The organism is Roseovarius sp. E0-M6 (genome assembly GCF_037083845.1).
Classification (GTDB): Bacteria; Pseudomonadota; Alphaproteobacteria; order Rhodobacterales; family Rhodobacteraceae; genus Roseovarius.
In genome coordinates, this window is sequence record NZ_JBAPLA010000008.1 from 17401 (window position 1) to 40240 (window position 22840).

Annotated in this window: 26 protein-coding genes; 13 read left to right on the forward strand and 13 right to left on the reverse strand. The window is 61.0% G+C overall.

Annotated elements, in window-relative coordinates; translation table 11 throughout:
• The first annotated feature begins 217 nt into the window (after nt 1–217).
• From sdhC to V8359_RS16555, 7 genes are read left to right on the forward strand one after another with little or no spacing between them, the layout of a single operon-like run.
• The gene (gene sdhC / locus V8359_RS16525) at nt 218–601 is read left to right on the forward strand and encodes a succinate dehydrogenase, cytochrome b556 subunit (RefSeq protein ID WP_336430188.1); all 384 of its coding nucleotides are present in this window, start codon (nt 218–220) and stop codon (nt 599–601) included.
• Between the two features lie 12 nt (nt 602–613).
• Nucleotides 614–985 (forward strand): succinate dehydrogenase, hydrophobic membrane anchor protein, encoded by a 372-nt coding sequence (gene sdhD / locus V8359_RS16530; RefSeq protein ID WP_336430189.1) that lies wholly within the window; start codon nt 614–616, stop codon nt 983–985.
• 18 nt (nt 986–1003) lie between these two features.
• Nucleotides 1004–2806: a succinate dehydrogenase flavoprotein subunit gene (gene sdhA, locus V8359_RS16535; RefSeq protein WP_336430190.1), complete on the forward strand. Its 1803-nt coding sequence runs from the start codon at nt 1004–1006 to the stop codon at nt 2804–2806.
• Nucleotides 2806–3093, forward strand: coding sequence for a hypothetical protein (locus V8359_RS16540; protein ID WP_336430191.1), 288 nt, complete (start codon nt 2806–2808; stop codon nt 3091–3093). Before sdhA ends, V8359_RS16540 begins: the two co-directional genes overlap by 1 nt.
• Nucleotides 3090–3413, forward strand: a complete 324-nt coding sequence (locus V8359_RS16545; protein WP_336430192.1) for a succinate dehydrogenase — start codon at nt 3090–3092, stop codon at nt 3411–3413. Before V8359_RS16540 ends, V8359_RS16545 begins: the two co-directional genes overlap by 4 nt.
• 15 nt (nt 3414–3428) lie before the next feature.
• On the forward strand, nt 3429–4208 hold the full coding sequence (locus V8359_RS16550; protein WP_336430193.1) for a succinate dehydrogenase iron-sulfur subunit: 780 nt from the start codon (nt 3429–3431) through the stop codon (nt 4206–4208).
• A 56-nt stretch (nt 4209–4264) separates the two neighbouring features.
• Nucleotides 4265–4981, forward strand: coding sequence for a ZIP family metal transporter (locus tag V8359_RS16555; RefSeq protein WP_336430194.1), 717 nt, complete (start codon nt 4265–4267; stop codon nt 4979–4981).
• Between the two features lie 4 nt (nt 4982–4985).
• On the opposite strand, the gene V8359_RS16560 is transcribed toward V8359_RS16555, so the two are convergent.
• A complete protein-coding gene (locus V8359_RS16560; RefSeq protein WP_336430195.1) occupies nt 4986–5870 on the reverse strand; it encodes a DMT family transporter in 885 nt (294 codons plus the stop codon).
• Between the two features lie 236 nt (nt 5871–6106).
• Between V8359_RS16560 and V8359_RS16565 the strand changes: the two genes are divergently transcribed.
• The 3 genes from V8359_RS16565 (at nt 6107) to V8359_RS16575 (ending at nt 8683) form a co-directional block, all read left to right on the forward strand.
• On the forward strand, nt 6107–6301 hold the full coding sequence (locus V8359_RS16565) for a hypothetical protein (RefSeq protein WP_336430196.1): 195 nt from the start codon (nt 6107–6109) through the stop codon (nt 6299–6301).
• A gap of 227 nt (nt 6302–6528) precedes the next feature.
• Nucleotides 6529–7764: a DEAD/DEAH box helicase gene (locus V8359_RS16570; protein ID WP_336430197.1), complete on the forward strand. Its 1236-nt coding sequence runs from the start codon at nt 6529–6531 to the stop codon at nt 7762–7764.
• Between the two features lie 64 nt (nt 7765–7828).
• The gene (locus V8359_RS16575) at nt 7829–8683 is read left to right on the forward strand and encodes an urea carboxylase-associated family protein (protein ID WP_336430198.1); all 855 of its coding nucleotides are present in this window, start codon (nt 7829–7831) and stop codon (nt 8681–8683) included.
• A 189-nt stretch (nt 8684–8872) separates the two neighbouring features.
• On the opposite strand, the gene ctaD is transcribed toward V8359_RS16575, so the two are convergent.
• Complete coding sequence (gene ctaD, locus V8359_RS16580) at nt 8873–10546, reverse strand: cytochrome c oxidase subunit I (RefSeq protein ID WP_336430199.1); 1674 nt, start codon at nt 10544–10546, stop codon at nt 8873–8875.
• 345 nt (nt 10547–10891) lie between these two features.
• Between ctaD and V8359_RS16585 the strand changes: the two genes are divergently transcribed.
• Nucleotides 10892–11245 (forward strand): hypothetical protein, encoded by a 354-nt coding sequence (locus V8359_RS16585; RefSeq protein WP_336430200.1) that lies wholly within the window; start codon nt 10892–10894, stop codon nt 11243–11245.
• A gap of 93 nt (nt 11246–11338) precedes the next feature.
• On the opposite strand, the gene V8359_RS16590 is transcribed toward V8359_RS16585, so the two are convergent.
• From V8359_RS16590 to V8359_RS16640, 11 genes are all read right to left on the reverse strand, one after another.
• Nucleotides 11339–11803, reverse strand: coding sequence for a c-type cytochrome (locus tag V8359_RS16590; protein WP_336430201.1), 465 nt, complete (start codon nt 11801–11803; stop codon nt 11339–11341).
• A 122-nt stretch (nt 11804–11925) separates the two neighbouring features.
• Nucleotides 11926–12828 carry a fatty acid desaturase gene (locus V8359_RS16595; RefSeq protein WP_336430202.1) on the reverse strand — a complete coding sequence of 301 codons (903 nt, stop codon included), beginning with the start codon at nt 12826–12828 and terminating at the stop codon, nt 11926–11928.
• Nucleotides 12825–13454 (reverse strand): TetR/AcrR family transcriptional regulator, encoded by a 630-nt coding sequence (locus V8359_RS16600; RefSeq protein ID WP_336430203.1) that lies wholly within the window; start codon nt 13452–13454, stop codon nt 12825–12827. The genes V8359_RS16595 and V8359_RS16600 overlap by 4 nt, the downstream gene beginning before the upstream one ends.
• Before the next feature lie 120 nt (nt 13455–13574).
• Nucleotides 13575–14501 (reverse strand): alpha/beta fold hydrolase, encoded by a 927-nt coding sequence (locus V8359_RS16605; protein ID WP_336430204.1) that lies wholly within the window; start codon nt 14499–14501, stop codon nt 13575–13577.
• The gene (locus V8359_RS16610; RefSeq protein WP_336430205.1) at nt 14498–15418 is read right to left on the reverse strand and encodes an ornithine cyclodeaminase family protein; all 921 of its coding nucleotides are present in this window, start codon (nt 15416–15418) and stop codon (nt 14498–14500) included. Before V8359_RS16610 ends, V8359_RS16605 begins: the two co-directional genes overlap by 4 nt.
• Nucleotides 15415–16035 (reverse strand): HAD family hydrolase, encoded by a 621-nt coding sequence (locus V8359_RS16615; RefSeq protein ID WP_336430206.1) that lies wholly within the window; start codon nt 16033–16035, stop codon nt 15415–15417. The genes V8359_RS16610 and V8359_RS16615 overlap by 4 nt, the downstream gene beginning before the upstream one ends.
• Complete coding sequence (locus V8359_RS16620; RefSeq protein WP_336430207.1) at nt 16032–16997, reverse strand: DMT family transporter; 966 nt, start codon at nt 16995–16997, stop codon at nt 16032–16034. The genes V8359_RS16615 and V8359_RS16620 overlap by 4 nt, the downstream gene beginning before the upstream one ends.
• A 180-nt stretch (nt 16998–17177) precedes the next feature.
• Nucleotides 17178–17627, reverse strand: a complete 450-nt coding sequence (locus V8359_RS16625) for a YaiI/YqxD family protein (RefSeq protein WP_336430208.1) — start codon at nt 17625–17627, stop codon at nt 17178–17180.
• Nucleotides 17628–17669: 42 nt separating this feature from the next.
• Nucleotides 17670–19088: a Si-specific NAD(P)(+) transhydrogenase gene (sthA, locus tag V8359_RS16630; RefSeq protein ID WP_336430210.1), complete on the reverse strand. Its 1419-nt coding sequence runs from the start codon at nt 19086–19088 to the stop codon at nt 17670–17672.
• 22 nt (nt 19089–19110) lie between these two features.
• A complete protein-coding gene (fghA, locus tag V8359_RS16635) occupies nt 19111–19941 on the reverse strand; it encodes an S-formylglutathione hydrolase (protein WP_336430211.1) in 831 nt (276 codons plus the stop codon).
• 109 nt (nt 19942–20050) lie between these two features.
• Nucleotides 20051–20983, reverse strand: a complete 933-nt coding sequence (locus V8359_RS16640; protein ID WP_336430212.1) for an AEC family transporter — start codon at nt 20981–20983, stop codon at nt 20051–20053.
• A gap of 259 nt (nt 20984–21242) precedes the next feature.
• Between V8359_RS16640 and V8359_RS16645 the strand changes: the two genes are divergently transcribed.
• Together V8359_RS16645 and V8359_RS16650 are read left to right on the forward strand one after the other, a co-directional pair.
• Entirely contained in the window at nt 21243–22292 is a 1050-nt protein-coding gene (locus V8359_RS16645) for a phage minor head protein (protein ID WP_336430213.1), read from the forward strand.
• On the forward strand, nt 22293–22595 hold the full coding sequence (locus tag V8359_RS16650; protein ID WP_336430214.1) for a hypothetical protein: 303 nt from the start codon (nt 22293–22295) through the stop codon (nt 22593–22595).
• Nucleotides 22596–22840: the final 245 nt, after the last annotated feature.

The window sequence follows — 22840 nt, forward strand, 5'->3', positions numbered from 1 at the left end:
GGTCCGCGCAGATGCTCATGACATGAGTGGTTTAAGGCCCATTTTTGTGATCACTGAATTTTCAGCGTGATCACAAATTAACCAAATGCGGCCTTTTGCGCTCGGGTTGCTTGGTTTTTTCCTGTGCTTTGCTGACAGGCGCGTTAAAACGGAGTGAAGGGTGCCGCCAAAGGGTCAGGCCTGCGGCGCCAGACCAGAACTGGAAGGACGCGACACCATGGCAGATGTGAACAGGGGCGACCGCCCGCTTTCACCCCACCTGACGATCTACCGCCCGCAAATCACCTCGATCAGCTCGATCCTCACACGGATCACCGGCAATGCCCTGCTTTTGGGCGCGCTTCTCATGGTTTGGTGGTTTCTGGCGGCGGCGGCAGGACCGGATTATTTCGCCACCGTGGACGGGATCGTGACAAGCTGGGTGGGTGACCTGATCATGTTCGGCTCGCTCTGGGCGATTTGGTATCACACGCTTGCCGGTGTGCGGCACCTGATCTGGGATACCGGCGCGATGCTCGAGATCAAACGCGCCGAGATGCTGGGCTGGATCTGTGTGGGCGGTTCGGTCGTTCTCACGGTTCTGACCGTGATCGTTATCTGAGGGAGCAGGATCATGCGTTATCTGACGGATCGCAAGCGCGCCGAAGGGTTGGGATCGGCCAACTCGGGCGTGCATCACTTCTGGGCGATGAAACTGACGAGTGTCGGGCTGCTGGTTCTCATTCCGGTCTTCATCTTCATGTTCGGCTCCATGCTGGGCCGCCCTCATGCCGAGGTCGTGGCCTATTTTGCCCGACCCTTTCCTGCGCTGGTGGCCGCGCTCACGATCATCGTGGGGTTCAAGCATTTTCGCGACGGCGTGCAAGTTCTTCTGGAAGACTATGTGCATGGCACGGCGCGCACGGTGTGGATCATCCTGCTGACTTGCGTGAGCTATGGCGCAATGGCCGCGGGCCTTTTCGCCATTGCCAAGATCGCCCTTTAAAGACCGGAGTAATAACGAATGGCTGCTTACGAATACGAGACGCATGATTATGACGTCGTGGTCGTCGGAGCCGGCGGAGCCGGTTTGCGCGCCACGCTGGGCATGGCCGAACAGGGCCTTCGCACCGCCTGTGTGACCAAGGTTTTCCCAACGCGGTCGCACACCGTGGCCGCTCAGGGCGGGATCGCTGCATCGCTTAGCAACATGGGGCCCGACCATTGGCAATGGCATATGTACGACACCGTGAAGGGGTCGGACTGGCTGGGTGATACGGATGCTATGGAATACCTCGCCCGCGAGGCGCCGAAGGCGGTTTACGAGCTTGAGCATTACGGCGTTCCCTTCAGCCGCACCGAAGAGGGCAAGATTTATCAGCGCCCATTTGGCGGGCACACAACTGAATTCGGTGAAGGCCCCGCCGTGCAGCGGACCTGTGCCGCCGCAGACCGCACCGGCCACGCGATCCTGCACACGCTTTATGGCCAAAGCCTCAAGCACAATGCCGAGTTTTACATCGAGTATTTCGCAATTGACCTGATCATGACCGATGGGGCTTGCACCGGCGTCGTCTGCTGGAAGCTTGACGATGGCACGATGCATGTCTTCAACGCCAAGATGGTGGTGCTGGCCACCGGTGGCTATGGGCGCGCGTATTTCTCGGCCACGAGTGCGCATACTTGCACCGGTGATGGCGGTGGAATGGTGGCGCGCGCCGGTCTGCCACTTCAGGACATGGAGTTCGTGCAGTTCCACCCGACGGGTATCTATGGGTCGGGCTGCCTGATCACCGAGGGCGCACGCGGTGAGGGTGGATATCTGACCAATTCGGAAGGCGAGCGGTTCATGGAGCGGTACGCCCCGCAATACAAGGATCTTGCTCCGCGCGATTATGTGAGCCGGTCGATGACCATGGAAATCCGCGAAGGGCGCGGCGTGGGCGAGAATGGCGATCACATCCACCTGAATCTGAGCCATCTTCCCGCCGAGGCGCTGAACCTGCGTCTGCCGGGAATTTCGGAAAGCGCCAAGATCTTTGCGGGGGTCGATGTCACCAAGGAGCCGATCCCGGTTCTGCCAACCGTGCATTACAATATGGGCGGCATTCCGACCAATTACTGGGGCGAGGTGGTGAGCCCGACCCAGAAAGACCCGCATGCGATCGTTCCGGGGCTGATGGCGGTGGGCGAGGCAGGGTGCGCCAGCGTGCATGGCGCGAACCGGCTCGGCTCGAACTCGCTCATTGACCTTGTGGTCTTTGGCCGCGCGGCGGCGATCCGGGCGGGCAAGGTTGTCGATCCCGAAAGCGCGGTGCCCGGAACCAATTCCGAGCAGGTCGACAAGGCGTTCGACCGGTTCGATGGTCTGCGCCATGCCGACGGGGGCACGCCAACCGCCGAACTGCGGCTCGAGATGCAGAAGACCATGCAGGAGGACGCGGCGGTCTTCCGCACGTCGAAGACGCTGAAGGCGGGTGTCGACAAGATGACCGAGATTGCCGGAAAGCTTGGCGATATCAAGGTGACGGATCGCAGTCTCGTGTGGAACAGCGATCTGATGGAAACGCTTGAGCTGACCAACCTGATGCCCAACGCGCTGGCCACCATCCATGGCGCCGAGGCGCGCAAGGAAAGCCGCGGCGCGCACGCCCATGAGGACCATTCAACGCGAGACGACGAGAATTGGCGCGTTCACACGATTGCCCGCGTCGATGGCACGGATGTGGACCTGAGCTATCGCCCGATCATCGAGGCGCCGCTCACCAAGGAGAAGCAGGGCGGCATCAACCTCAAGAAGATCGCCCCCAAGGAACGGACCTTTTGATGCGGTATACGCGCGCCATATGGCCCGCATGTGCGTTACTGCCGCTGGCGGCCTGCGACGGGGCGCTGACCGCGCCCGCCGCCACAACGCCCCAGGCGCCGCCCGCGTTTGGTGGCCCGCCCGAGCGGTTAGGGGCCTGCGTGATCAAGGCCGGGATTCGCGGCGATTACGAGACAGAAACCTTCTTTGACGAAGGCAGGCCCATCGTGACCGTCATCTCTGGGGCCAGCGTCTCGGATGATCAGGCGGATGCGGCCAATGCCTGTCTTGCGGCGGGCTCGGCATGAGGTGCGGTGCGGCCCTCATGATCGTGACGCTGGGCCTTGGGGCCTGTGCGCCGGTAAACGATGCCGCAGACCGGGTCGCGCGCGACCGCGCCAAGACCGTGATCAACAGCGTCGTGGCGCAACGCTTTCCGGGGGTGAACGCAGCACCGGTCACGGATTGCATCATCGACGCGGCCAGCGCGTCCGAAATTCTCAACATCGCCAGCGCATCGGTCACTGGTGTCACCCAATCGACGGTCGAGGAGGTTCTGGCAATTGCCCGCCGCCCCGAGTCGGTGAATTGCATCGCCGAGAACAGCATTACCCTGCTGGCCGGCTGAGACGGAGGACTAGGAATGGTTCAGCTTACCCTACCCAAGAACTCGCGTATCACACGCGGCAAGACGTGGCCCAAGCCCGAAGGCGCCAGCAACGTGCGCAAGTTCCAGATTTATCGCTGGAGCCCGGATGAGGGCAAGAATCCGTGTGTCGATACCTATTTTCTCGATATGGATAGCTGTGGTCCGATGATCCTCGACGCGCTGATCAAGATCAAGAATGAGATTGATCCGACGCTCACGTTCCGCCGGTCCTGTCGTGAAGGCATCTGTGGCTCCTGCGCGATGAACATCGACGGGATCAATACTCTCGCCTGTATCTACGGGCTGGACGAGGTCAAGGGCGACGTCAAAATCTATCCGCTGCCGCACATGCCGGTGGTCAAGGATCTGATCCCCGACCTGACCCTGTTCTATGCCCAACATGCAAGCATCATGCCTTGGCTTGAGACGACGACGAACCGGCCCGCGAAAGAGTGGAAACAGTCGATCGACGACCGCGAAAAGCTTGACGGTCTTTATGAATGCGTGATGTGCGCGTGCTGCTCGACGGCCTGTCCATCCTATTGGTGGAACGGCGACAAATATCTCGGGCCGGCGGCATTGCTTCATGCATACCGCTGGATCATCGATTCCCGCGATGAGGCCACGGGCGAGCGGCTCGATGATCTGGAAGACCCGTTCAAGCTCTATCGGTGCCACACGATCATGAACTGCACCAAGACCTGCCCCAAGAACCTCAATCCGGCCAAGGCGATTGCGGAGATCAAGAAACTGATGGCTGAACGCGCGCTCTAAGTCCGGTCTCGTCCGGGCTTGGACCCGGGCGACCCCGTTCTGAAAAAGGAGCGAACATGCCGGAGCACTTTCTTCAGGCGTTGTTGCTGGCGTCGCTGGCTGGAGTTTCGATCCCGGCCGGGGCGTCCATGGCCATGGTCGAGCGGTGCCTGCCGAACTGGCATGAAGATGAGCTTCGCCATGCGGTCATAGCCTTCGGTGCTGGCGCGCTCTTCTCGGCGGTGGCGCTTGTGCTGATCCCCGAAGGAAGCGAGCGCGCGCCCAAATGGCTTGCCTTGCTGAGCTTTGCCGCTGGCGGCTGGCTTCTGATGTGGATCGACAGGGTGTTGTCGCGCAAGGGCGGCAAGGCTGCGCAGTTCACCGCGATGATGCTTGATTATTTACCCGAGGCGATGGCCCTGGGGGCGATGCTGGCCGATCAGGCGGCCACTGCGACGCTTCTTGCCCTGATGATCATGCTTCAGAACATCCCCGAGGGGTTCAATGCGTTCCGCGAGATGCAGCAGACCGGCAAGACGACCTCGTGGCATCTTCTGGCGCTCTTTGCCCTCATGGTGCCGCTTGGCCCTCTGGCCGCGACGGGGGGCCTTGTTTTTCTGGTGGATCAGCCTGCAACGCTGGGCGCGATCATGATGTTTTCAGCCGGAGGCATCGTTTACCTCATGTTTCAGGATGTCGCGCCACAGGTCCGGCTCGAGCGGCATTGGGCGCCACCGTTAGGCGGGGTCGCGGGGTTTCTTATGGGCCTTGCCGGGCATATCCTGCTGCTCTGAGGGCTCAATCGCGGGTAAAGAGGATGAAACCGACGCCGGCGATGACCAGCGCACCGCCCATCAACGTCTGTGGACCCGGCACTTCGCCAAGGAAAACCATGCCACCCACAACCGCAAAGAGCGGCAAAAGCAGCAGGAAGGGAGCCACCTGACTGACTGGATTGCGGCGCAGGAGCGTGTTCCAGAGACCATATCCAAACGCGGTCATGATCAGCCCAAGGTAAAGAACGGCGGACCATACGATCCAACCCGCCCCTTTTATCGCGGCGATCTGACCGCTTTCCACCAGCAACGAGCCGAGGAAAAGCTGAGGTGTGGCCATGACCGCGATCCATGCGGTGACGGTCAGGCCGTCAATCCCTTCGAGCCGTCGGATCATGGCCTGACCCACGGCCCAGAAAAACGCGCCGCCAACCACCATCAGCACCGAGGTCCAGGCGCTGGCGATCTGGGGCGCGCCGGAAATATACCATACGCCGACAAAGGCGAGCGCGATGCCTGCCCATTTGCGCCACCCCGGTGCCTCGCCCAGAAAGAGCGCGCCGATGATCACCAGAAACGGCACTTCAAGCTGAACGATCAGTGCGGCTGCCCCGGCATCCAGTTCCTTGAGGCCGGTGAAGGTCAGCCCATATTGAAACCCGGCGGCGACGAACGCGATGCAGAACAACGAGAGCAACTGTCCGCGTGGCATGCGGACAAACCAGATCAGCGCCAGCGCCGTGACCGAAAACCGAAAGGCCATCAAAAGGATAGGTGGGAAATGCGCGATTGCCGCCTTGGCAAACACAAAGCCCATACCCCAGACCAGCGCAACCATGACGCCAAGCGAGATATCAAGCGGCGTCAACCCGAGGGGCGCGGGGGGTGAGGGGGCAATACGGCTCATGAGGGCGGACTGTAGTGGCGATTGAGGGATGCCGTCCAGTCAGGAAATCGCGAGGTTTCAAATCTTCCGCGACGCGCCGTTTGGCAATGACCAAGCCCAACCACATGCCGGGCGGCGTGGCGCGAAAAGCCGCGCAAGCGCCTGCACATTCGCATGGGCCTGTGATACCGGTTGAGACTACCCGGCGTGCCTAGCATGGCCGAGAGTCCTTAGCGTTGTGTTAACCGGAGGCGCGTATGATCATTGTTGCGGGACTTGTTCTGGCCTTTGTCCTGATGTTGATCTTTTCGCGGCCGGATATGCGCCTTTGCCGATGGCGCAAGAACCGTGATGCCGGACAGTGGCGCTGTGCCTATTGCGGCGCGGTTTGGGAGGGGCTTGAGCAGCCGAACCGCTGTCTTCGGCGCAAAAGCGACGGGACGGAAAAGTGATTTCGCGTTGACTTGACCGGCATAAGGGGCCATGTGCCCCTCAAGGCCATCGTCCCCCGCCGCGTGAGCGGGGCCGCCAGCAGAAATTGCAAAGGGCGCAGACGAAGGCATGTTTCACCGGGGTCCATATCACGCAGGATGCCAATGGAACGGGCGCGGCCCTTTCCATACCTGACGTACGTGCCCCTTGGGGCCATGGAACCGGCGTTGCCGGAAAAGGAAAAATTGTGAGTGATTTCAAAATGCTCGGTCTGTCCGAGCGACTGGTGACCCGTTTGACGGAAAACGGCATCACAGACCCTACGCCGATTCAGAACCGGGCGATCCCCGTTGCACTGGAAGGGCGCGACCTGATGGGCCTTGCCCAGACCGGAACGGGCAAGACCGCCGCTTTTGGTTTGCCATTGGCGCAGATCATGCTGACCGAACAGGTCAAGCCGGGGCCGCGCGGCGTGCGTGGCCTTGTTCTGGCGCCGACCCGTGAGCTGGCCAACCAGATTTTCGAGAACCTTCTGATGTATCTGGGCAAAAGCCATCTGCGCCTTAATATCGTGGTGGGCGGTAAATCCATCGGAGCCCAGATCAAGCGGCTTGAGCGTGGCACGGATATCCTTGTGGCGACGCCGGGGCGGCTTATCGACCTGATGGAGCGGCGCGCGCTCGACCTTGGGAACACCCGGTTCCTCGTGCTGGATGAGGCGGACCAGATGCTCGACCTCGGGTTCATCCACGCCCTGCGCAAGATCGCGGCGGTGTTGCCTGCGGAGCGGCAGACCATGCTGTTCTCGGCGACGATGCCCAAGCAGATGAACGAGATCGCGCAGACCTATCTGACCTCGCCCGTGCGCGTGCAAGTGTCGCCGCCGGGCAAGGCTGCGGACAAGATCACGCAATCCGTTCACTTCATCGCACAGTCGGAAAAGTCCGGCCTTCTCAAGGAATTGCTGGGCGAGCACCGGGAGGAGCTGGCGCTTGTCTTTTCGCGGACCAAGCATGGCGCGGAGAAACTCAAGCGCAACCTGGAAAGCGCGGGTTTCGCGGCGGAATCGATCCATGGCAACAAAAGCCAAGGTCAGCGCGACCGCGCATTGAAGGCGTTCAAGGAGCGTGAGGCGCGGGTGCTTGTGGCGACGGATGTGGCAGCGCGCGGGATCGACATCCCGGATGTGCGCCATGTCTATAATTTCGATCTGCCGAACGTGCCCGACAGCTATGTTCACCGTATCGGACGCACCGCGCGGGCCGGTGCCGAAGGGCGCGCCGTGGCCTTCTGTTCGCCCGACGAGGCGGGGCTTCTGAAGGACATTCAGAAAATCCTGAAGATGGATGTGCCCGTTGCCAGTGGCCGTCCATGGGAGGGTGTGCAACCTTCTGCGAACAAAGGAAAACCAGCCAATTCACCGGGTAAGGGCCGCAGGCGCAGACCTGCCCGGGGCCGGGGCCACGAGCGCAAGGCCGGCTAAGGCTTTACAACCGGGCGGGGACTGGACAGTGTGGCGGCGCATCACCTGAGAGGAGCGCCGCCCGATGACCCGAGAGCCATCCGATGCTGCCCGTCGCCGTGCCGCCGTGCCGGTGATCTGCTATCCGAATGAAACGCTGCCGGATGTGCCGCTTGACCTTTATCGCCGCGCGCGCGCGAGTGCGCGCAAGGTGAGCGAGGCCGTGGCGGCCCCGCGTGACGCCTGTGCGTTTCAGGTCAAGGCGGGCCAGTTCTTTCGCATCACGAGCGTTGAGGGGCCGCAGGTCGGCGATCTGAACCTGTGGAGTGCGGAGACCCTCAGTGAGAGGTTTTATTCAGGAAAAACAAGGGCTTTGCATGGAACCCACCTGACGACAGGTGAACGCATGTGGTCATACTTTCCGTATCTGCGGCCGATGGCCACGATCATCGAAGATACGCTGAACTGGTATGGGATGGATGAATTCGGGGGCTCGGTGCATGATGTGATCGGGACGCGGTGTGATCCTTATACGGGGACTCTGCTTTCTGGGTCACAGTATCATCATTGCTGTCACTCGAACCTGACCCGTGCGCTCGTTGAGGCGACAGGGCTTGAGCCGGAGGTCGCTGAGGCGGCTGTGCATGACGTTCTGAACGTGTTCATGTGCACCGGTTTCACCCGCGATACCGGTCAGTATTTCATGAAAGCCAGCCCGGTGCGCCCCGGTGATTATATTGAATTCATTGCAGAAATTGATCTTCTTGGCGCGCTGAGTGCGTGCCCCGGCGGTGACTGTTCGGCCGAGCATTCGAGCGACACGGCGGCGTGCTATCCGCTGCTGGTGGAGGTGTTCGACCCCGAGGAGGGCGCCTTGGACGGATGGCAGCCACCCGCGCCCAACGCATACGACCGAAGCCACGGACTTCCCAAAGGTTAACGCGCCGCCCGGCACGTCGGTATTACGTCGGTAGTCACGTATGTATCGCGTCGGTGCCGGGCGAGTCGTGGCAACTGTGAAGCGGGCGCGCGCAGTCTCGCTTTACGCGGTTAGCTCAGGACATGGCATGACGAAAAAAGGCCCCGGTTTTGAGCCGGGGCCTTTTCGATCTTTGGGAACAGTCGCGCGTCAGTGCGCGTGTTGCTTGTCCCAGTCCTCGCGCTTGGGGAGTTGCTCGAACGTGTGTTCGGGCGGAGGCGAGGGCAGGGTCCATTCCAGCGTATCGGCGTATTCGTTCCACGGGTTCGCCTGTGTCACGCGCGCACCGCGCAGAAGCGAGTAGGCGATGATGCCGAAGAAGAACACGAAGCTGGCGAAGGACAGGAACGCCCCCATCGACGACCACCAGTTCCACGGCGCGAACGCCTCGGGGTAGTCGATATAGCGGCGCGGCATGCCCTGACGGCCAAGGAAGTGCTGCGGGAAGAAGGTGATGTTCGCACCGATGAACATTGTCCAAAAGTGCAGCTTGCCCGCCCATTCAGGATACATCTTGCCGGTCATCTTGGGGAAGTAGAAGTAGACCCCCGCGAAGATGGCAAAGACGGCGCCGAGCGACATCACGTAGTGGAAGTGCGCCACGACATAATAGGTGTCGTGATAGGCACGGTCGACGCCCGCCTGACTGAGAACGATGCCGGTGACGCCGCCCACGGTGAAGAGGAAGAGGAAGCCGAAGGCCCAGAGCATCGGTGTCTTGAACTCGATCGAGCCGCCCCACATGGTCGCGATCCACGAGAAGATCTTGACCCCTGTCGGCACCGCGATGACCATCGTGGCCAGCATGAAGTAGCTTTGCTGGGTCAGGGACATGCCCACCGTATACATGTGGTGCGCCCAGACGACGAAGCCCAACGCGCCGATCGCGATCAGCGCCCAGACCATCGGCAGATAGCCGAAGATCGGCTTGCGCGAGAAGGTCGCGATCACGTGGCTGATGATGCCGAAGCCCGGAAGGATGATGATATACACCTCGGGGTGACCGAAGAACCACAGGATGTGCTGATACAGGATCGGGTCACCGCCGCCCGCCGGGTCAAAGAAGGTTGTCCCGAAGTTACGGTCGGTCAGCAACATCGTGATGGCCCCCGCGAGCACCGGCAAGCTGAGCAGGATCAGCCATGCGGTCACGAAGATCGACCACGAGAAGAGCGGCACCTTGAAGAGCGTCATGCCCGGAGCGCGCATGTTGAGGAAGGTGGTGATCATGTTGATCGCGCCGAGGATCGAGGACGCGCCCGAGACGTGGACCGCGAAGATGGCGAGGTCCATGGACATGCCCGCCTCGGAGGTGGAGAGCGGCGCATAGAGCACCCAGCCCACGCCCGAACCAAGCTGACCGTTGCCACCGGGCGACAGGAGCGAGGCGACACCAAGCGAGGTGCCCGCAACATAGAGCCAGAAGCTAAGGTTGTTCATCCGCGGGAACGCCATGTCCGGCGCACCGATCTGAAGCGGCATGAAGTAGTTGCCGAAACCCCCGAAAAGCGCGGGAATCACCACGAAGAACATCATCAGCACACCGTGATAGGTGATCATGACGTTCCAGAGGTGCCCGTTTGGCGTACAGGCCGCAGAGCTGTCAGCGATGAAACGCGCCCCTTCGAGGCACATATACTGAACACCCGGCTCCATGAGTTCGAGCCGCATGTAAACGGTGAAGGCGACCGAGATCAGGCCCACGAAGGCCGACACGATCAGGTAAAGGATACCGATATCCTTGTGATTTGTTGACATGAACCAGCGGGTGAAGAACCCGCGGTCGTCGTGATGGTCGTGGCCGTGAATGGCTGCGTCTGCCATTTGATGCCTCCTGCTGACATTTGTGGCGGGTGAGCGACATGCACCCATGATCACTGGATGTTTTAGAGTGCAGTGAGGTGCGGGGCAATGTTCGAAATTGACGCACATCAAATAAATTGGCGCATCCGGCAAGAAGATCGCTCGTGCTCGTGGGCCAGAGCGCGATTCGGGAACGGGGTATGTAAGTGCATATGAATTTCGCGAAGTATGGAATTTTGGAAAAAATTTCCCGAAGCGTGGTTTTTTTGGAACCGGGCTGCGGTCTGTCCGTTGTGGGAACATAGGTTTTTACCAACGAGGGCCGTGCGTCAAAAGGCGTGCGGACCTGTCCAAAGGAGGAAAGTAATGAAAAATATGATGCTCAAGACTGTTTCGGTGTTCGGTCTGACCGCCGCAATGGCGATGCCTGCCGCCGCAATGACCTGTGGAGAATTTGACGCCCTGAGCGCGGATGAAAAGATGGCCGCGATGTATGATATGGGTGGTCGCGAAGCCGCGCGGCAAGCAAGTAGGGGGAACGATCCCGACATGGGTGGCGATGATCAGGTGATCGTTGAGAATAATGATGATACCGAAGGCGGTCGTGAGGGTGCCCGCGAAAGAATGAAGGGTGCCGACGTTATGGTGAAAATCCGCGAAATGTGCGAAGGCAATCCCGACATGGACATGGATGACGTCATGAGCAGCAAGGAAAGATGACATCATGAACAGCAAGGAAATGCGCGGTTAATCCGAGCATTCCAGTTCAAAGAAACGGCCGCGATTTCGCGGCCGTTTTTTTGTGGCGCTGGCTCAGGAGGCGTCATCCGCTGTGGTGCCGTCGCCGTCCATCCCGGCGTCGTCATCGGACGCTCCGAAAGTGGCGAGATAGGCTGCGACATCTTCGCTACCTTTTCTGAGGCGCAGGCTCATCTTGCTTCTGGCGCCCTTGTCGTCGAGATAGTCCTGAAGATAGGCGCGCGGATCCTGTACATATTCGGCCAACTCTTCTTTGGTCCAGACCAGTCCCGCTTCGCCGGCTTCGACAAGGCTGTCGCCATAGCGGAACCCCTCGACTGTGCCGGCAGTGCGTCCGATGATACCATAGAGGTTGGGCCCGGTACGGCCGCCGCGGACGATGGTGTCGTCACCATCCTCGATCATGTGACAGCTTTTGCATTTGCGGAAGGTTTTCTCGCCTTTCTCTGCATCGCCTTCGGCATACGCGGGCAAGGCCAAAGCAAGGCTGGCGAGGGCGGGCGCGATGAGATGTTTCATGGGCTTCCTTTCTGAGGTCGTGACATCGGACGTTTCCAACTGGGACTATAGGCTGGTGACGCGGAAAGTGTAGCGGGGCCCACCCCGGTAAAGTGTCGCAGGCATTTATCAGCCGGGACACCTTAGCGCGCCTCGCGCTGCAGATCGTCGAGATAGGACCGGGTGAAACTGGTGTATCCGGGCGCGGTTGTCACAAGGTGGTCGGCCATCAGGGTGTTGAGCCGGGGCAGCCCATGGAAGGGCACATTGGGCAGAGTGTGGTGTTCGATATGGTAGGGCATGTTCCACGCGAGGAAGCGGATGACATGATTGGTATAGGTGGTCCGGGTGTTTTCCAGCATGTTCGCGACGAAGGCACAGCGGCCATGTTCGGCCAGAAGGTATAGCCGCAGAAAGGGCTGCCCCAGAAGCGCGGGCAGGAGCCAGACCCAGACCAAGAGCGGCGTGGCCAGCAGGCTGAGTGCGACGAGCGCGTAGAGCGCCAGCATGATGCGTGCCTCGCGGCGGAGGCGCGGCAGGGCGCGGCGCGGCACATAGGCGCCCGGATCGTGGCCCTGAGCGTTGTGTAGCGTTTGCCGCGCCATCGCCCACCAGACAGGCAGCCCCGAGACGTGGATCACATAGGCACGCCAAGTGTCGGGCTTGCCCCCGGCAAGGAGTTCGGGATCACGCGCGGGATCGTTGGTGTGGCGATGGTGGGCAAGGTGAAAGTAGCGGAACCATTCGAAGGGTTGCAGGATCAGAAATCCGGCGGCCCGTCCCGCCCATTCATTGAGCCATGGGGTGCGAAAGGGTGTCTTATGGGTGCATTCGTGCTGTAAAGTGAAGAGAAAGCATATCGCGATGCCCTGTGCGACAAGCGCCGCTTGCCAGAGCCACCAGCCTTGGGCGATCCATACCGCGAAGCCCGCGATGAGGCCCATATGCCCGGCAAGATGCCAAAGCCCCGCCCGGTCATTGAGCTGACCAAGCTCGGCCAGTTTGCCGGCGGGGAGCGTGGAAATGAGGGCTTTGTGATCGGTCATGTCGCATGCCGTTCGAGCATCGCGAGGTAATCAGTGACATACGCCTCTGCGGCATCGCGATCGGGCGGGCGGCCGATAAAGCACCGAAAATAGGGATCGAGATAGCCAAGCCGCTCGGGCCCCGGATCACAGATGCCAAGCGCATAATAGCTGACCTGCGTGAGATAGATCACCCGGGCGCGGATATACGCCTCGGGCTGTGCGAAGCCGTGCCGGATAAGGAAATCCGAGATGGCGGCCATGCGCGCATCGTCTTCGGCGCTGACCGCGCGGGCGACATGGGGCGCGTGGCGGGCCCAGTCGCGCACCGCCTGATCGAGCGCCGGATCAAAGCGGGTATGATCGACCCAGATCGAGAAGAGCGCGAGCAGCCCGTCGTCAAGGTCGCGCGCCCCGGACAACGCATCGAGCATGACGCCGGTATTGCGCGCGCGCCACTGCGCGATCATCGCCCCAAGAAGGTCATCGCGATTCTCGAAATGCCAATAGAAGCTGCCGCGGGTGATGCCCAGCATGCGGGACAGCGCGGTGATCTGCACCGTTTCGATGCCACCGGATTTCAGCAGGCCGATCGCGGTCTCAAGCCAGTCATCGCGGGTTTTGCGCAGGGCGCGGGGGGCGGTCAAGGGGGTGATCTCCAGACGGGTTCGGTGAAAACATGCAAGGGTGTATGTTTTCTGTCAAGACCGGTTTCAGGCTCGGACCTTCTGTCCGGTTCCGAATATCTGGTGACGTGATCGTAGCCTTCAGGGCTGTGATGTGAGGTGGTCGAGTGCGGCCAGAACCTCGGACGTATGCGTATAGGCGAGCGCGTGGCCCGCCCCCGGAACGATAATGTTACGCGCCGAAGGGTTGAGCGAGGTGAGCTTGTCCGCGCCCGCGACCGGGATGATGTCATCCTCCTCGGCCCAGATCGCGAGCACGGGGATACCGGCGTCGGCGATGGTTTGATGCTCTTCGTCAAGATCGTGATCAAGTGTGTGGTAGAGCGAGGACCAGACCGCCGGGATGAAGCCGCGATAGCGCAGTTCATTGAGTTGCAGATCGACAATGCCGGGGATCGAGCTTGTTTCGAGGTCGCGCTCGGCGCGGGTGGCGGCGCGATAGGAGCGGGCATAGGTCAGGTGCATCAGCCATTGGCCCAACCGTTTGTGGTTGGTGACAAGCCGCGCGACCGGCCCGAGGTCGTGACCCAGCCCCGCCGGTGCCAGAAGCACCGTTTCATCGACATGGTTCGGGTCTCGCGCGGTGTATGCTGTGGCGATCGCGCCGCCCATCGAATACCCCAGAAGCGTCACCGGCCCGTCCGTCTTGAGCGCCGTGAGCAGGTGGGTGAGGTGATCGCAGAAGAATTCCAGATCCTGCGCGCCGCGTGGCCGGTCAGAATAGCCGCGGCCATAATGGTCATAGGTCAGGACACGATACCCGCGCCCTGCCAGATGTGCGGCGATGGGGCCGAAGACGAAGCTTGGTGTTGTGAGGCCGTGAATGCAGACGATGACCGGCCCGCCCTCGGGGCCGTGCCATTGATAATGGGTCTTGCCGCGGGGCAGGTCCGCAAAGGTGCCGGGGGCCGTGGCGCGTGCGCGATCGTCCATACGCGCGCGCAGCCAATCGCGCAGAAGCGGGGCATAGAGAAGCAATACCGCCGCTGCCAGCAGCCACCATATCATTTGCCGCTGTCCCGCCACGCATCGAGGATATAGCGCGAGGTCATCAGGTCGAGATGTGCGCCGCCGCCGTTCTTGAACAGCGTGATTTCGTCATCGCTCTGTCGCGTGAATTTCCCGGGTTCGTAATAGTCGGCGATAAGGTCGTCGCGGGCGATGGTGCCAGCTTCGAGCGGGATCTTGATTTCACCGATATGGCCGGCGGTGGTGTCGTAGCTGTCGACGAATATCCGCACGCGATTGAGCGCCTCGTCATCCGCTTCGCGCATGTCCGGGCGGTAGGCGCCGATCAGGTCGATATGCTGACCCGGGCGGAACCATGCGCCTTTGAGAAGCGGTTCGGTGGACATGGTGGCCGAGGTGACGATGTCGGCGGCGCGCACCGCCTGTTCGAGGTCATCGGCCACATTCAGGCCCGGGCAATCCGCCGCCATGGCTTCGGCGTTGGCGCGGGTGCGGTTCCAAACGGTGAACCGGGCGTTCGGGAAGGCGGCGGAATAGGCTGCGAAAAGGTTGCGGCCCACGGTGCCCGCCCCGACGATGAGGATATTTTCGCTGTCGGGTCGCGCCAGACGGGTGGCGGCATAAAGGCTGTCACCCGCCGTCTTCCACTTGGTCACGAGGTGAAAGTCGATGAGCGCCTCAAGCGTGCCGTCGCTATTGGAATAGAGGCAGACCGCGCCGTTGATCATCGGCTTGTCGGCCTTGGGGTTGCCGGGAAAGATCGTGGCGGATTTCACCGCAAGGCCCATCCCGTCGATCCAAGCCGCCCGCGACAGAAGCGTGTCGGGATCGCGATAGAGAAACGTATCTCCGATCTCGGCCTTGGGGAGGGTGTGCCCCGCCTTGAATGCGCGGGTCAGTGCCATCCAGTCGAGATTGGCCTCGCCCTCGGCGAAAGGGATATGGGTGAAACTCATGTGATCTGCTCCTTGCTCAGTAGCTCATGTCTTGTCAGGCAATCGGCGAGGCCCTGCGGCGTTTCAAAGAGATGCGTGTGCCATCCCCGTGTCTGTGCAGTGGCGATGTTGTCGGCGCGATCATCGGTGAACAGGAGTGTTTCCGGCGGGAACCCGCAATCGGCCTCGACGGCGGCATAGATCGCGGGGTCGGGTTTGGCCATGCCCATCGCGCCCGAGATATAGCGCCGGTCGAAGGCGCGCAGGAAAGGGAACTGCGCCTCCGAAAGGGGAAAGTTCTGGGCGCCGAAATTCGACAGGGCGAAGACCGGCACCCCCGCAGATTTCAGCGCATGCAGGAGCCGCACCGAGCCGTCGATCGCAGGCTGGGCGATGTCGGTCCAGTTGTCGCGCAACGCGCGTGTCTCGGCGCTCCAGCCGGGGTTTTCGTGGGCCGCGTCTTCGAGTGTGTCGCCAAAATGCGCGCCAGCGTCGATCCGGTTCATCACGCTGTGAATGTCGACCTCACGGAAGAAGGCGGCGCTGTGGTCGGTGCCGAACCGCGCTTCGTAATATGCCTCGGGGTGCCAGCGGATCAGCACGTTGCCGATGTCGAAGATGACGGCGCGCACGGTCATTTGTAGACCCTCGTGCGTGGATCGGCCCGCCTCTGCCCGCGGGATTCGGCCCAGATGAGGAAGAGTCCCGAGCCCACGATCAGCACGATTCCAACCCAGGCCGAAGGGCCGGGAAAGGTGCCGAAGATGGTGATGCCCCAGATGATGGCCATGGGCATCGAGACATATTCGAACGGTGCGGCGAAGGCGGCCTCGGCAATGCGATACGCTTGGCTTATGAGCAGACCGCCCAGAACGCCCGAGGTGCCCAGCATGATGAAAATGAGAATATCGTCCGGGTCGACGGGCCGCCACGCGCGCAGGAGGAATTGCAGCGACGGGTGCGGCGAGGTGGCGAACCGCCCGTCGCCCGCGACGGCCCAGACCGCGACCGAGACCACCATGAACGAGACGAGGATATAAAAGGTCATGGTTGCCGCGCTTTCGGTGCTGCCGATGCGGCGCGCGATGATGTGCATCGTGCCATAAAGGACCGCGGAGATCATGGGAAAGAGCGCCGCGACCTGAAAGGCCGAGGTGCCAGGGCGCACGATGATCAGCACACCGACGAAGCCCACCGCGATGGCGGTCCAGCGGCGCGGCCCCACGCTTTCGCCCAGAAAAACGACCGACATGAGCGTGATGACGAGGGGCGAGACGAAGAAGATCGCCACGGCATCGGCAATGGGCAGCACCGCGAGACCGAGGAAGAGAAACGAGTTGGCGAAGACCACGCAGAGCCCGCGCGCGATATGCCAACGCAGGCGGCGTGTCCGCATGAGCGCGAGCCCGCCCGCGAAGGGCATGATGAGCGCGAACAGCGTCGCCGCCCCGACGAGCGAGCGCAGGAAGACCACCTGATGCAGGGCGTAATCGTCCGACAGGAACTTGATCCCCATGTCGTTGAGCGAGAAGCACAGCGCCGCCACGCTTACGCAAAGCGCGCCGAGTATATTGGAGCGAGGAAGGGCAGTCAGGGTCACGGGGCGATTCCGGTCTTGGGGATTGGCCGCAAGGAAAGGGGAGGGGCGCGCGATTGTAAAGGGCCGCGCGGTCCGGATTTGCCGGCGGGACCGCGTGGCGGGCATCTTTGGGTCTTTGTCGCCGCAAAGATACAAGGCGCGGGCGCAAAGGAACACCCGACCGCGCCCGGACCGCTGAGGTCAATCGCGGGCGGCTTGCCGGAGTGCGCGTTCAAGCGCGTCGAGAAAACGCGAGCGATCGGCCTTGGAAAACGCGCGCCCGCCGCCTTGGCGAAATGGATCGGCGGCGCGCAGATCGCTCATCAGGTCGCGGGTTGCCAGTGCGTTGCCGATATTGGCCGGGGTGAACGGGTCTCCGTCATGCTTGAGCACGCGCGCGCCCGCGTCGACGCATTTGGCGGCAAGGGGAATATCGCCGGTGATCACCACATCGCCCGCGCCGGCGCGCTCGGCGATCCACATGTCGGCCACATCCGGCCCGTCGGGCACGATCACCGTTTCGACCAGCGGATTGGGAGAGGGGCGCAGGCCACCGTTGGAGACGATGAACATGCGCACGCCGTGCCGGGTGCCGACGCGCTCGACCTCGGATTTCACGGGACAGGCATCGGCATCGACATAGATCGGCATGGCGTGAACTTTCAGAGGGCCTTCGGCATGCGACCGCCCGTGTCAGGGTTTCGGGTGGCTTTTGTATTCCTTGGGAATGGGCATGCGGTTGAAGGCGTCAAGACCGGCGATCTTGTAGGCTTCGGCGAGGGTGGGGTAGTTGAACGTGTTCTGCACGAAGTAATCCACCGTGCCCTTGAGGTTCAGAACCGCCTGCGCGATGTGAATGAGTTCGGTTGCGCCCTCGCCCACGATCTGCACGCCCAGCACGCGCCGTGTCTTGAGCGAGAAGAGCATTTTCAGCATGCCGTGTTCCAGACCCATGATGTGCCCGCGCGAGGTTTCGCGGAAGCGCGCGACACCGACCTCGTAAGGAATGCCGCGCTCCTGCATTTCCTCTTCGGACATGCCGCAGGTCGAAATCTCGGGGACCGAATAGATGCCGTAGGGAAACCATGGCGATTCCGGCAAGGTGGGGGTGTCGAGCGCGTGGCAGGCCGCAACGCGCCCTTGCTGAATGGCGGTGGAGGCAAGCGAGGGATGGCCGATCACGTCGCCGGTCGCATAGATGTGCTTCACCGATGTCTGATAAGTCTTGCGGTCCACATCGAGGCGGCCGCGGTGATCGGTTTCAAGACCGGCCTTGTCGAGATCGAGGCGCGATGTCGCGCCCATGCGCCCGGCGGCAAAGAGCAGCATTTCGGACCGCACATGGCGGCCGTTGCCCATCGTCACCTCGACATGCTCGCCCGCGTCCTCGATCTTTTCGATGGGAGAGCCGAGGCGCAGATCGACGCCGTTTTCGCGGATTTGATGGGTGAATTCCTGAATGATCGTATGGTCGATGAAATCAAGGAAGCTGTCGCGCGGTTCGATCATGGTCACCCGCACATCAAGCGCCGAGAACATCGTGGCGTATTCCACCCCGATCACGCCCGCGCCCACCACGGTCAGGCTGCGCGGTATCTGCCCGAGTTCGAGAAACTCGTCACTGTCGAGCACCGTCTTGCCGTTGAAGGGCACGTAATCGGGGCGATATGTGCTGGTGCCGGTCGCGATGAGGAAACGGTCGGCGGTGAGCGTGGTGGTATCGCCCGCCTCGGTTGCGACCTCGATCTCGTTCGGGCCGATGAACCGCGCCATACCCATCAGCGTGTCGACATGGTTGCGGTTGAACTGATGTTCGAGCACATCGACCTCGTAATCGAGGGTCTTGTGCAGGCGGGCCTTGAGATCCTGTGCTTCGATATCGTCTTTCACGCGGTAGGAGCGGCCATAGAAGCTTCGTTCGCGCCAGCCCGAAAGGTTGAGAACGGTTTCGCGCAGGGTTTTCGAGGGGATCGTGCCGGTATGCACCGACACGCCGCCCAGCCGGTCCTTGCGGTCAACCACGAGCACGCGGCGCTTGAGCTTGCCGGCCTGAATGGCGGCGGAGCGCCCCGAGGGGCCGGAACCGATGATGATCAGATCGTAATGCGACATGTGGCGCGTGCCTTTCGGAGGGTTACGCGTAGAGCGCCTCGGCATGGAAGCTGACGTGATCTTCCATGAAGGACGAGACGAAGAAATAGCTGTGGTCATATCCCGGTTGCAGGCGCAGCGTGGCCTGTTGCCTGCGCTCGGTCACGGCGGCGGCGAAGGCCTCGGGCTTGAGCAGGTCAAAGAACTGATCCTTGGTGCCGGTGTCGGTCAGGATCGGCCCGTCAAAACCCGCCTCGCGCATGAGATGGGTGGCATCATGGCCGGACCACGTGTTTTCGTCGTTGCCCAGATAGGCGGAAAGCTGTTTGCGGCCCCAGTCGCTCTGGCTCGGGTGGCAGATGGGGGAAAAGGCCGAGACCGAGCGGTAGCGCCCCGGAAGCCCCATCGCCAGCGTCAGTGCCCCGTGTCCGCCCATGGAATGTCCGCTGATCGCCTGCCGGTCGAGATCAATGGCGAAGTTTTCGTCCAGCAGGGCGGGCAGTTCCTCGGCCACGTAATCCCACATGCGGAAATGCGGGGACCACGGGCTTTGGGTGGCGTTGACGTAGAAGCCCGCGCCCTTGCCAAGGTCGAAAGCATCGTCATCGGCCACGTCGTCACCACGCGGCGAGGTGTCGGGGAAGACGAGAGCGATGCCATGTTCAGCGGCCCAGCCCTGAGCGCCGGCCTTGGTCATGGCGTTTTCGTGGGTGCAAGTCAGCCCGGAAAGATACCACAGCACCGGCACCGGCCCGTCCTGCGCCTCGACCGGAAGAAAGAGACCGAAGGTCATATCACAGGAGGTGGCATCGGATTTATGCGTGTAGACGCCCTGCACTCCGCCGAAGCAGGCATTTTCGGATTTGATTTCCATGGCGTTTCTCCCTGTGGGTTTGCGTGGCATGGCATGATCTTGGCCAAGGCTTAGCCCATTTGCGGCCCGTCCCGAAAGCCCGAAAGCGGTGTTTGGTGCGCGCGCGGCGTCAGCTCAGCACCGAGACCCAGCCGATCACCAGCGATACGGTCACAACTGCCAGCGTGGTCGAGATCAGGATCGACGCCGAAACCCGCTGTGGCGCGATGCCGTAATGCTGGGCGAGGATGTAGACATTTCCGGCCACCGGAAGCGCCGCGGCCGCGATCATCACCGCCGCCGGGTAAGGGGCAACGGGAAAGAGAAAGAGCGCCGCAACCGCCACGGCGGCCGGGTGCAGCACGAGCTTGCAGAACGCCAGATATCCCGCGATGACCGGTCTTTCGGCGGATTTCGATGCGAGCGACGCGCCGATGGCGAAAAGCGCGCCGGGCGTGGCCGCGCCGCCAAGCAGCGAGAGAAAGCTGTTCATCACCTGCGGCAACGGCAGGGCTGTGCCGGACCACGCGAGCCCCAGAATGATCGACACGATCATCGGGTTCTTGAGCAGCCCGAGGCCAACGGTTCCAAGGATACGCACATTCATCCGCCCGTCGCGTGATCCGGTGACAAGGATCACGATGAGCGAGCCGAAAACGATGAGATCAACCGCCAGCACCAGCATGACCGAGGCGATGGCGGCCTCGCCCATCAGAAGCGAGAGCATCGGAATGCCGAGAAAGCCGACATTCCCGATCACGGCGCATTGTGCCTCGATTGCCGCCACCTCGACCGATTGACGGCGCAGCAGGGCGATGCCGGTGGCGATCAGGTAGACGAAGGCGGTGGCCCAGAGATAGGCCATCACGAAAAACGGGTCGAACACCTCTGCGATTGAGAGATTGGCCGAAAACCGGAAAAGCATTGCCGACAACGCGAAGTAGAACACGAACTTCGTCAGCCACGCGGTGGCCTCTTCGGTGAAAAACCCGGTTCGACCGGCGCCGTAGCCAAGGCCGATGACCAGAAAGAACGGAATGGTTTGAAGGAACACGGCCAGCATGGACGCTTCGTAGCATGCTGGAGGCCGGGGTCAATTGCGCTGCGGACCCGGCGCGCCGGCCCAGTGCTGTGCATTTCGTGGTGCATATGAGCCTTTCAGAGGCTCGGAGCGCAATGTCTGCTCTGAGGCCAGAATGACCGATGCTGCGCAATGCTTGAATGTCTGGTTCTGACGCGAATGGAGTATGTTGCGAACGGTGGCCTGATCTTTTCTTTATCAATTGTAAATAGAACCTGTCTCGCACGCACTCAGATGTTCTATGCAACACAGTTTCAGCGATTTCCTCCGGCATGGTAGCGATAGCCAGTACAGAATAGCGCAGCGACATGGTCATCTGGTTGGCTACCGCTTGGGATTATCGCTCAAATCCACTTTCCCAAACTATTCCGCTTTGCAGGCCGATTTCAGCGAACGCCTCGATCAGGTGACTTCCGAAAACATTCGGATGCTCCTGAACGCGCTGACGCCGCCTGACACAGTGCCAATTGTTTTAGCATCCGATTTGCGAGATGTGTCAGACGCCAAAGAGGAAGCGCTCAACGCATGGGACGCTCGGCTTGAGAGCATATACAGCGAATATCAAAATCATCCGCAACGGCTTAGGCCGCTTCGAACGGCCATGGAAGAACGCCTTTTGCGCGCCTTTGCAGGACTGATCAATCAGCTCCGGCAGGAAGACCTTGGCATTGAGTGGTATATTTGGCGCTCGCAGGACGACGCCAAGGTGCGCGATAGCCATGCAGAATATGACGATCAGGTGTTTCGTTGGGATGATCCCCCGGCGGGCGGGCATCCTGGCGAAGCGCATAACTGTAGGTGCTATGCGGAACCGATTGCGCCAGCACCTCAAATCAACGTAATTCTAGCCGGCTCTGATGGCGGCGTTCCTCCACAAGACCTTTCAGTCCATGAGGCAGGCGGGGGCCACACCATTGCCCTGCATGTCGGAAAGAGCGAAGCCTTCCTAATCGGATCGGTTAGCACTCCACGCGGGAGAACGCTTTTCGCAACCCAGTATCGGTGGCGACACGGAACTTTTCCGTCTCTTGGAGCGGCGCAGAAACTTACAAATTCCAATCTTGCTCAAAATTCTGATATCGTGAAGGCGGTAGCGCGTGGGGAAATTGCAGATGCTTTTGTAACGAGCACTTTCAGTTCCATTACAGGAATAGAGGCCTACCGGATCGCAAAAAGGGCTTCATCGCCGGTCCATTTACGCCGGACATTTGGTGTAGGGACATATATTCGGCACGCCTCAGAGATGCCAGACGGCTTCATTATTGTTACCTCTTATCCAAGGATGGACTAAATGAAACCACCTCAGGCGTTTTATGACTTCACTCTACAGTTTCATCAGGATCTTGATCTTGTTCACCCTGGTTGGGCGGACACTCCAAACGGGCGAAATGATATCTATGAGAGTTTCGCCATGCGTTACGGCGATCAAGCCGTGCGGGAATTAGTCACGTACTGCGAGAAACTCTTAGCTGACAATGAGACTGATCTCGGTTCACTTTGGTTCAAAGAATCCAAGGCTGACTGGGTTATTCCAGATGAGGGCGTTCGTTTCCTCTTTCGAGACTTTTTGGGCTGGGCGGCTTCACTATCTTAGGCCGCTTTTCAACGAAGAAACTCTCATAGCCGACTTTGGAGCAAATGCAGCGAATGTTCATTTCGTCCGCAGGGCCGATATTCGGGTTGGCGGCTTTCGACGTGTCTTCGGGTGCAGCTTTTGGGCTATAGCGCCGTCCCCGCCATGGGTTCAGCCCGAGGATGCACGGCGAAACGCACCGGGTTGGGGATGCAGAGATTTCGGTTTTGCGTGGTATCTGTGCTATCATTGTGCCCGGCAGTGAC

Bases quoted from the DNA above. Each gene is read 5' to 3' on its own strand.
- sdhC (WP_336430188.1), top strand. From the start codon at position 218: ATGGCAGATGTGAACAGGGGCGACCGCCCGCTTTCACCCCACCTGACG.
- sdhD (WP_336430189.1), top strand. From the start codon at position 614: ATGCGTTATCTGACGGATCGCAAGCGCGCCGAAGGGTTGGGATCGGCC.
- sdhA (WP_336430190.1), top strand. From the start codon at position 1,004: ATGGCTGCTTACGAATACGAGACGCATGATTATGACGTCGTGGTCGTC.
- V8359_RS16540 (WP_336430191.1), top strand. From the start codon at position 2,806: ATGCGGTATACGCGCGCCATATGGCCCGCATGTGCGTTACTGCCGCTG.
- V8359_RS16545 (WP_336430192.1), top strand. From the start codon at position 3,090: ATGAGGTGCGGTGCGGCCCTCATGATCGTGACGCTGGGCCTTGGGGCC.
- V8359_RS16550 (WP_336430193.1), top strand. From the start codon at position 3,429: ATGGTTCAGCTTACCCTACCCAAGAACTCGCGTATCACACGCGGCAAG.
- V8359_RS16555 (WP_336430194.1), top strand. From the start codon at position 4,265: ATGCCGGAGCACTTTCTTCAGGCGTTGTTGCTGGCGTCGCTGGCTGGA.
- V8359_RS16560 (WP_336430195.1), bottom strand. From the start codon at position 5,870: ATGAGCCGTATTGCCCCCTCACCCCCCGCGCCCCTCGGGTTGACGCCG.
- V8359_RS16565 (WP_336430196.1), top strand. From the start codon at position 6,107: ATGATCATTGTTGCGGGACTTGTTCTGGCCTTTGTCCTGATGTTGATC.
- V8359_RS16575 (WP_336430198.1), top strand. From the start codon at position 7,829: ATGACCCGAGAGCCATCCGATGCTGCCCGTCGCCGTGCCGCCGTGCCG.
- ctaD (WP_336430199.1), bottom strand. From the start codon at position 10,546: ATGGCAGACGCAGCCATTCACGGCCACGACCATCACGACGACCGCGGG.
- V8359_RS16585 (WP_336430200.1), top strand. From the start codon at position 10,892: ATGAAAAATATGATGCTCAAGACTGTTTCGGTGTTCGGTCTGACCGCC.
- V8359_RS16590 (WP_336430201.1), bottom strand. From the start codon at position 11,803: ATGAAACATCTCATCGCGCCCGCCCTCGCCAGCCTTGCTTTGGCCTTG.
- V8359_RS16595 (WP_336430202.1), bottom strand. From the start codon at position 12,828: ATGACCGATCACAAAGCCCTCATTTCCACGCTCCCCGCCGGCAAACTG.
- V8359_RS16605 (WP_336430204.1), bottom strand. From the start codon at position 14,501: ATGATATGGTGGCTGCTGGCAGCGGCGGTATTGCTTCTCTATGCCCCG.
- V8359_RS16610 (WP_336430205.1), bottom strand. From the start codon at position 15,418: ATGAGTTTCACCCATATCCCTTTCGCCGAGGGCGAGGCCAATCTCGAC.
- V8359_RS16615 (WP_336430206.1), bottom strand. From the start codon at position 16,035: ATGACCGTGCGCGCCGTCATCTTCGACATCGGCAACGTGCTGATCCGC.
- V8359_RS16625 (WP_336430208.1), bottom strand. From the start codon at position 17,627: ATGCCGATCTATGTCGATGCCGATGCCTGTCCCGTGAAATCCGAGGTC.
- sthA (WP_336430210.1), bottom strand. From the start codon at position 19,088: ATGTCGCATTACGATCTGATCATCATCGGTTCCGGCCCCTCGGGGCGC.
- fghA (WP_336430211.1), bottom strand. From the start codon at position 19,941: ATGGAAATCAAATCCGAAAATGCCTGCTTCGGCGGAGTGCAGGGCGTC.
- V8359_RS16640 (WP_336430212.1), bottom strand. From the start codon at position 20,983: ATGCTGGCCGTGTTCCTTCAAACCATTCCGTTCTTTCTGGTCATCGGC.
- V8359_RS16645 (WP_336430213.1), top strand. From the start codon at position 21,243: ATGCAACACAGTTTCAGCGATTTCCTCCGGCATGGTAGCGATAGCCAG.
- V8359_RS16650 (WP_336430214.1), top strand. From the start codon at position 22,293: ATGAAACCACCTCAGGCGTTTTATGACTTCACTCTACAGTTTCATCAG.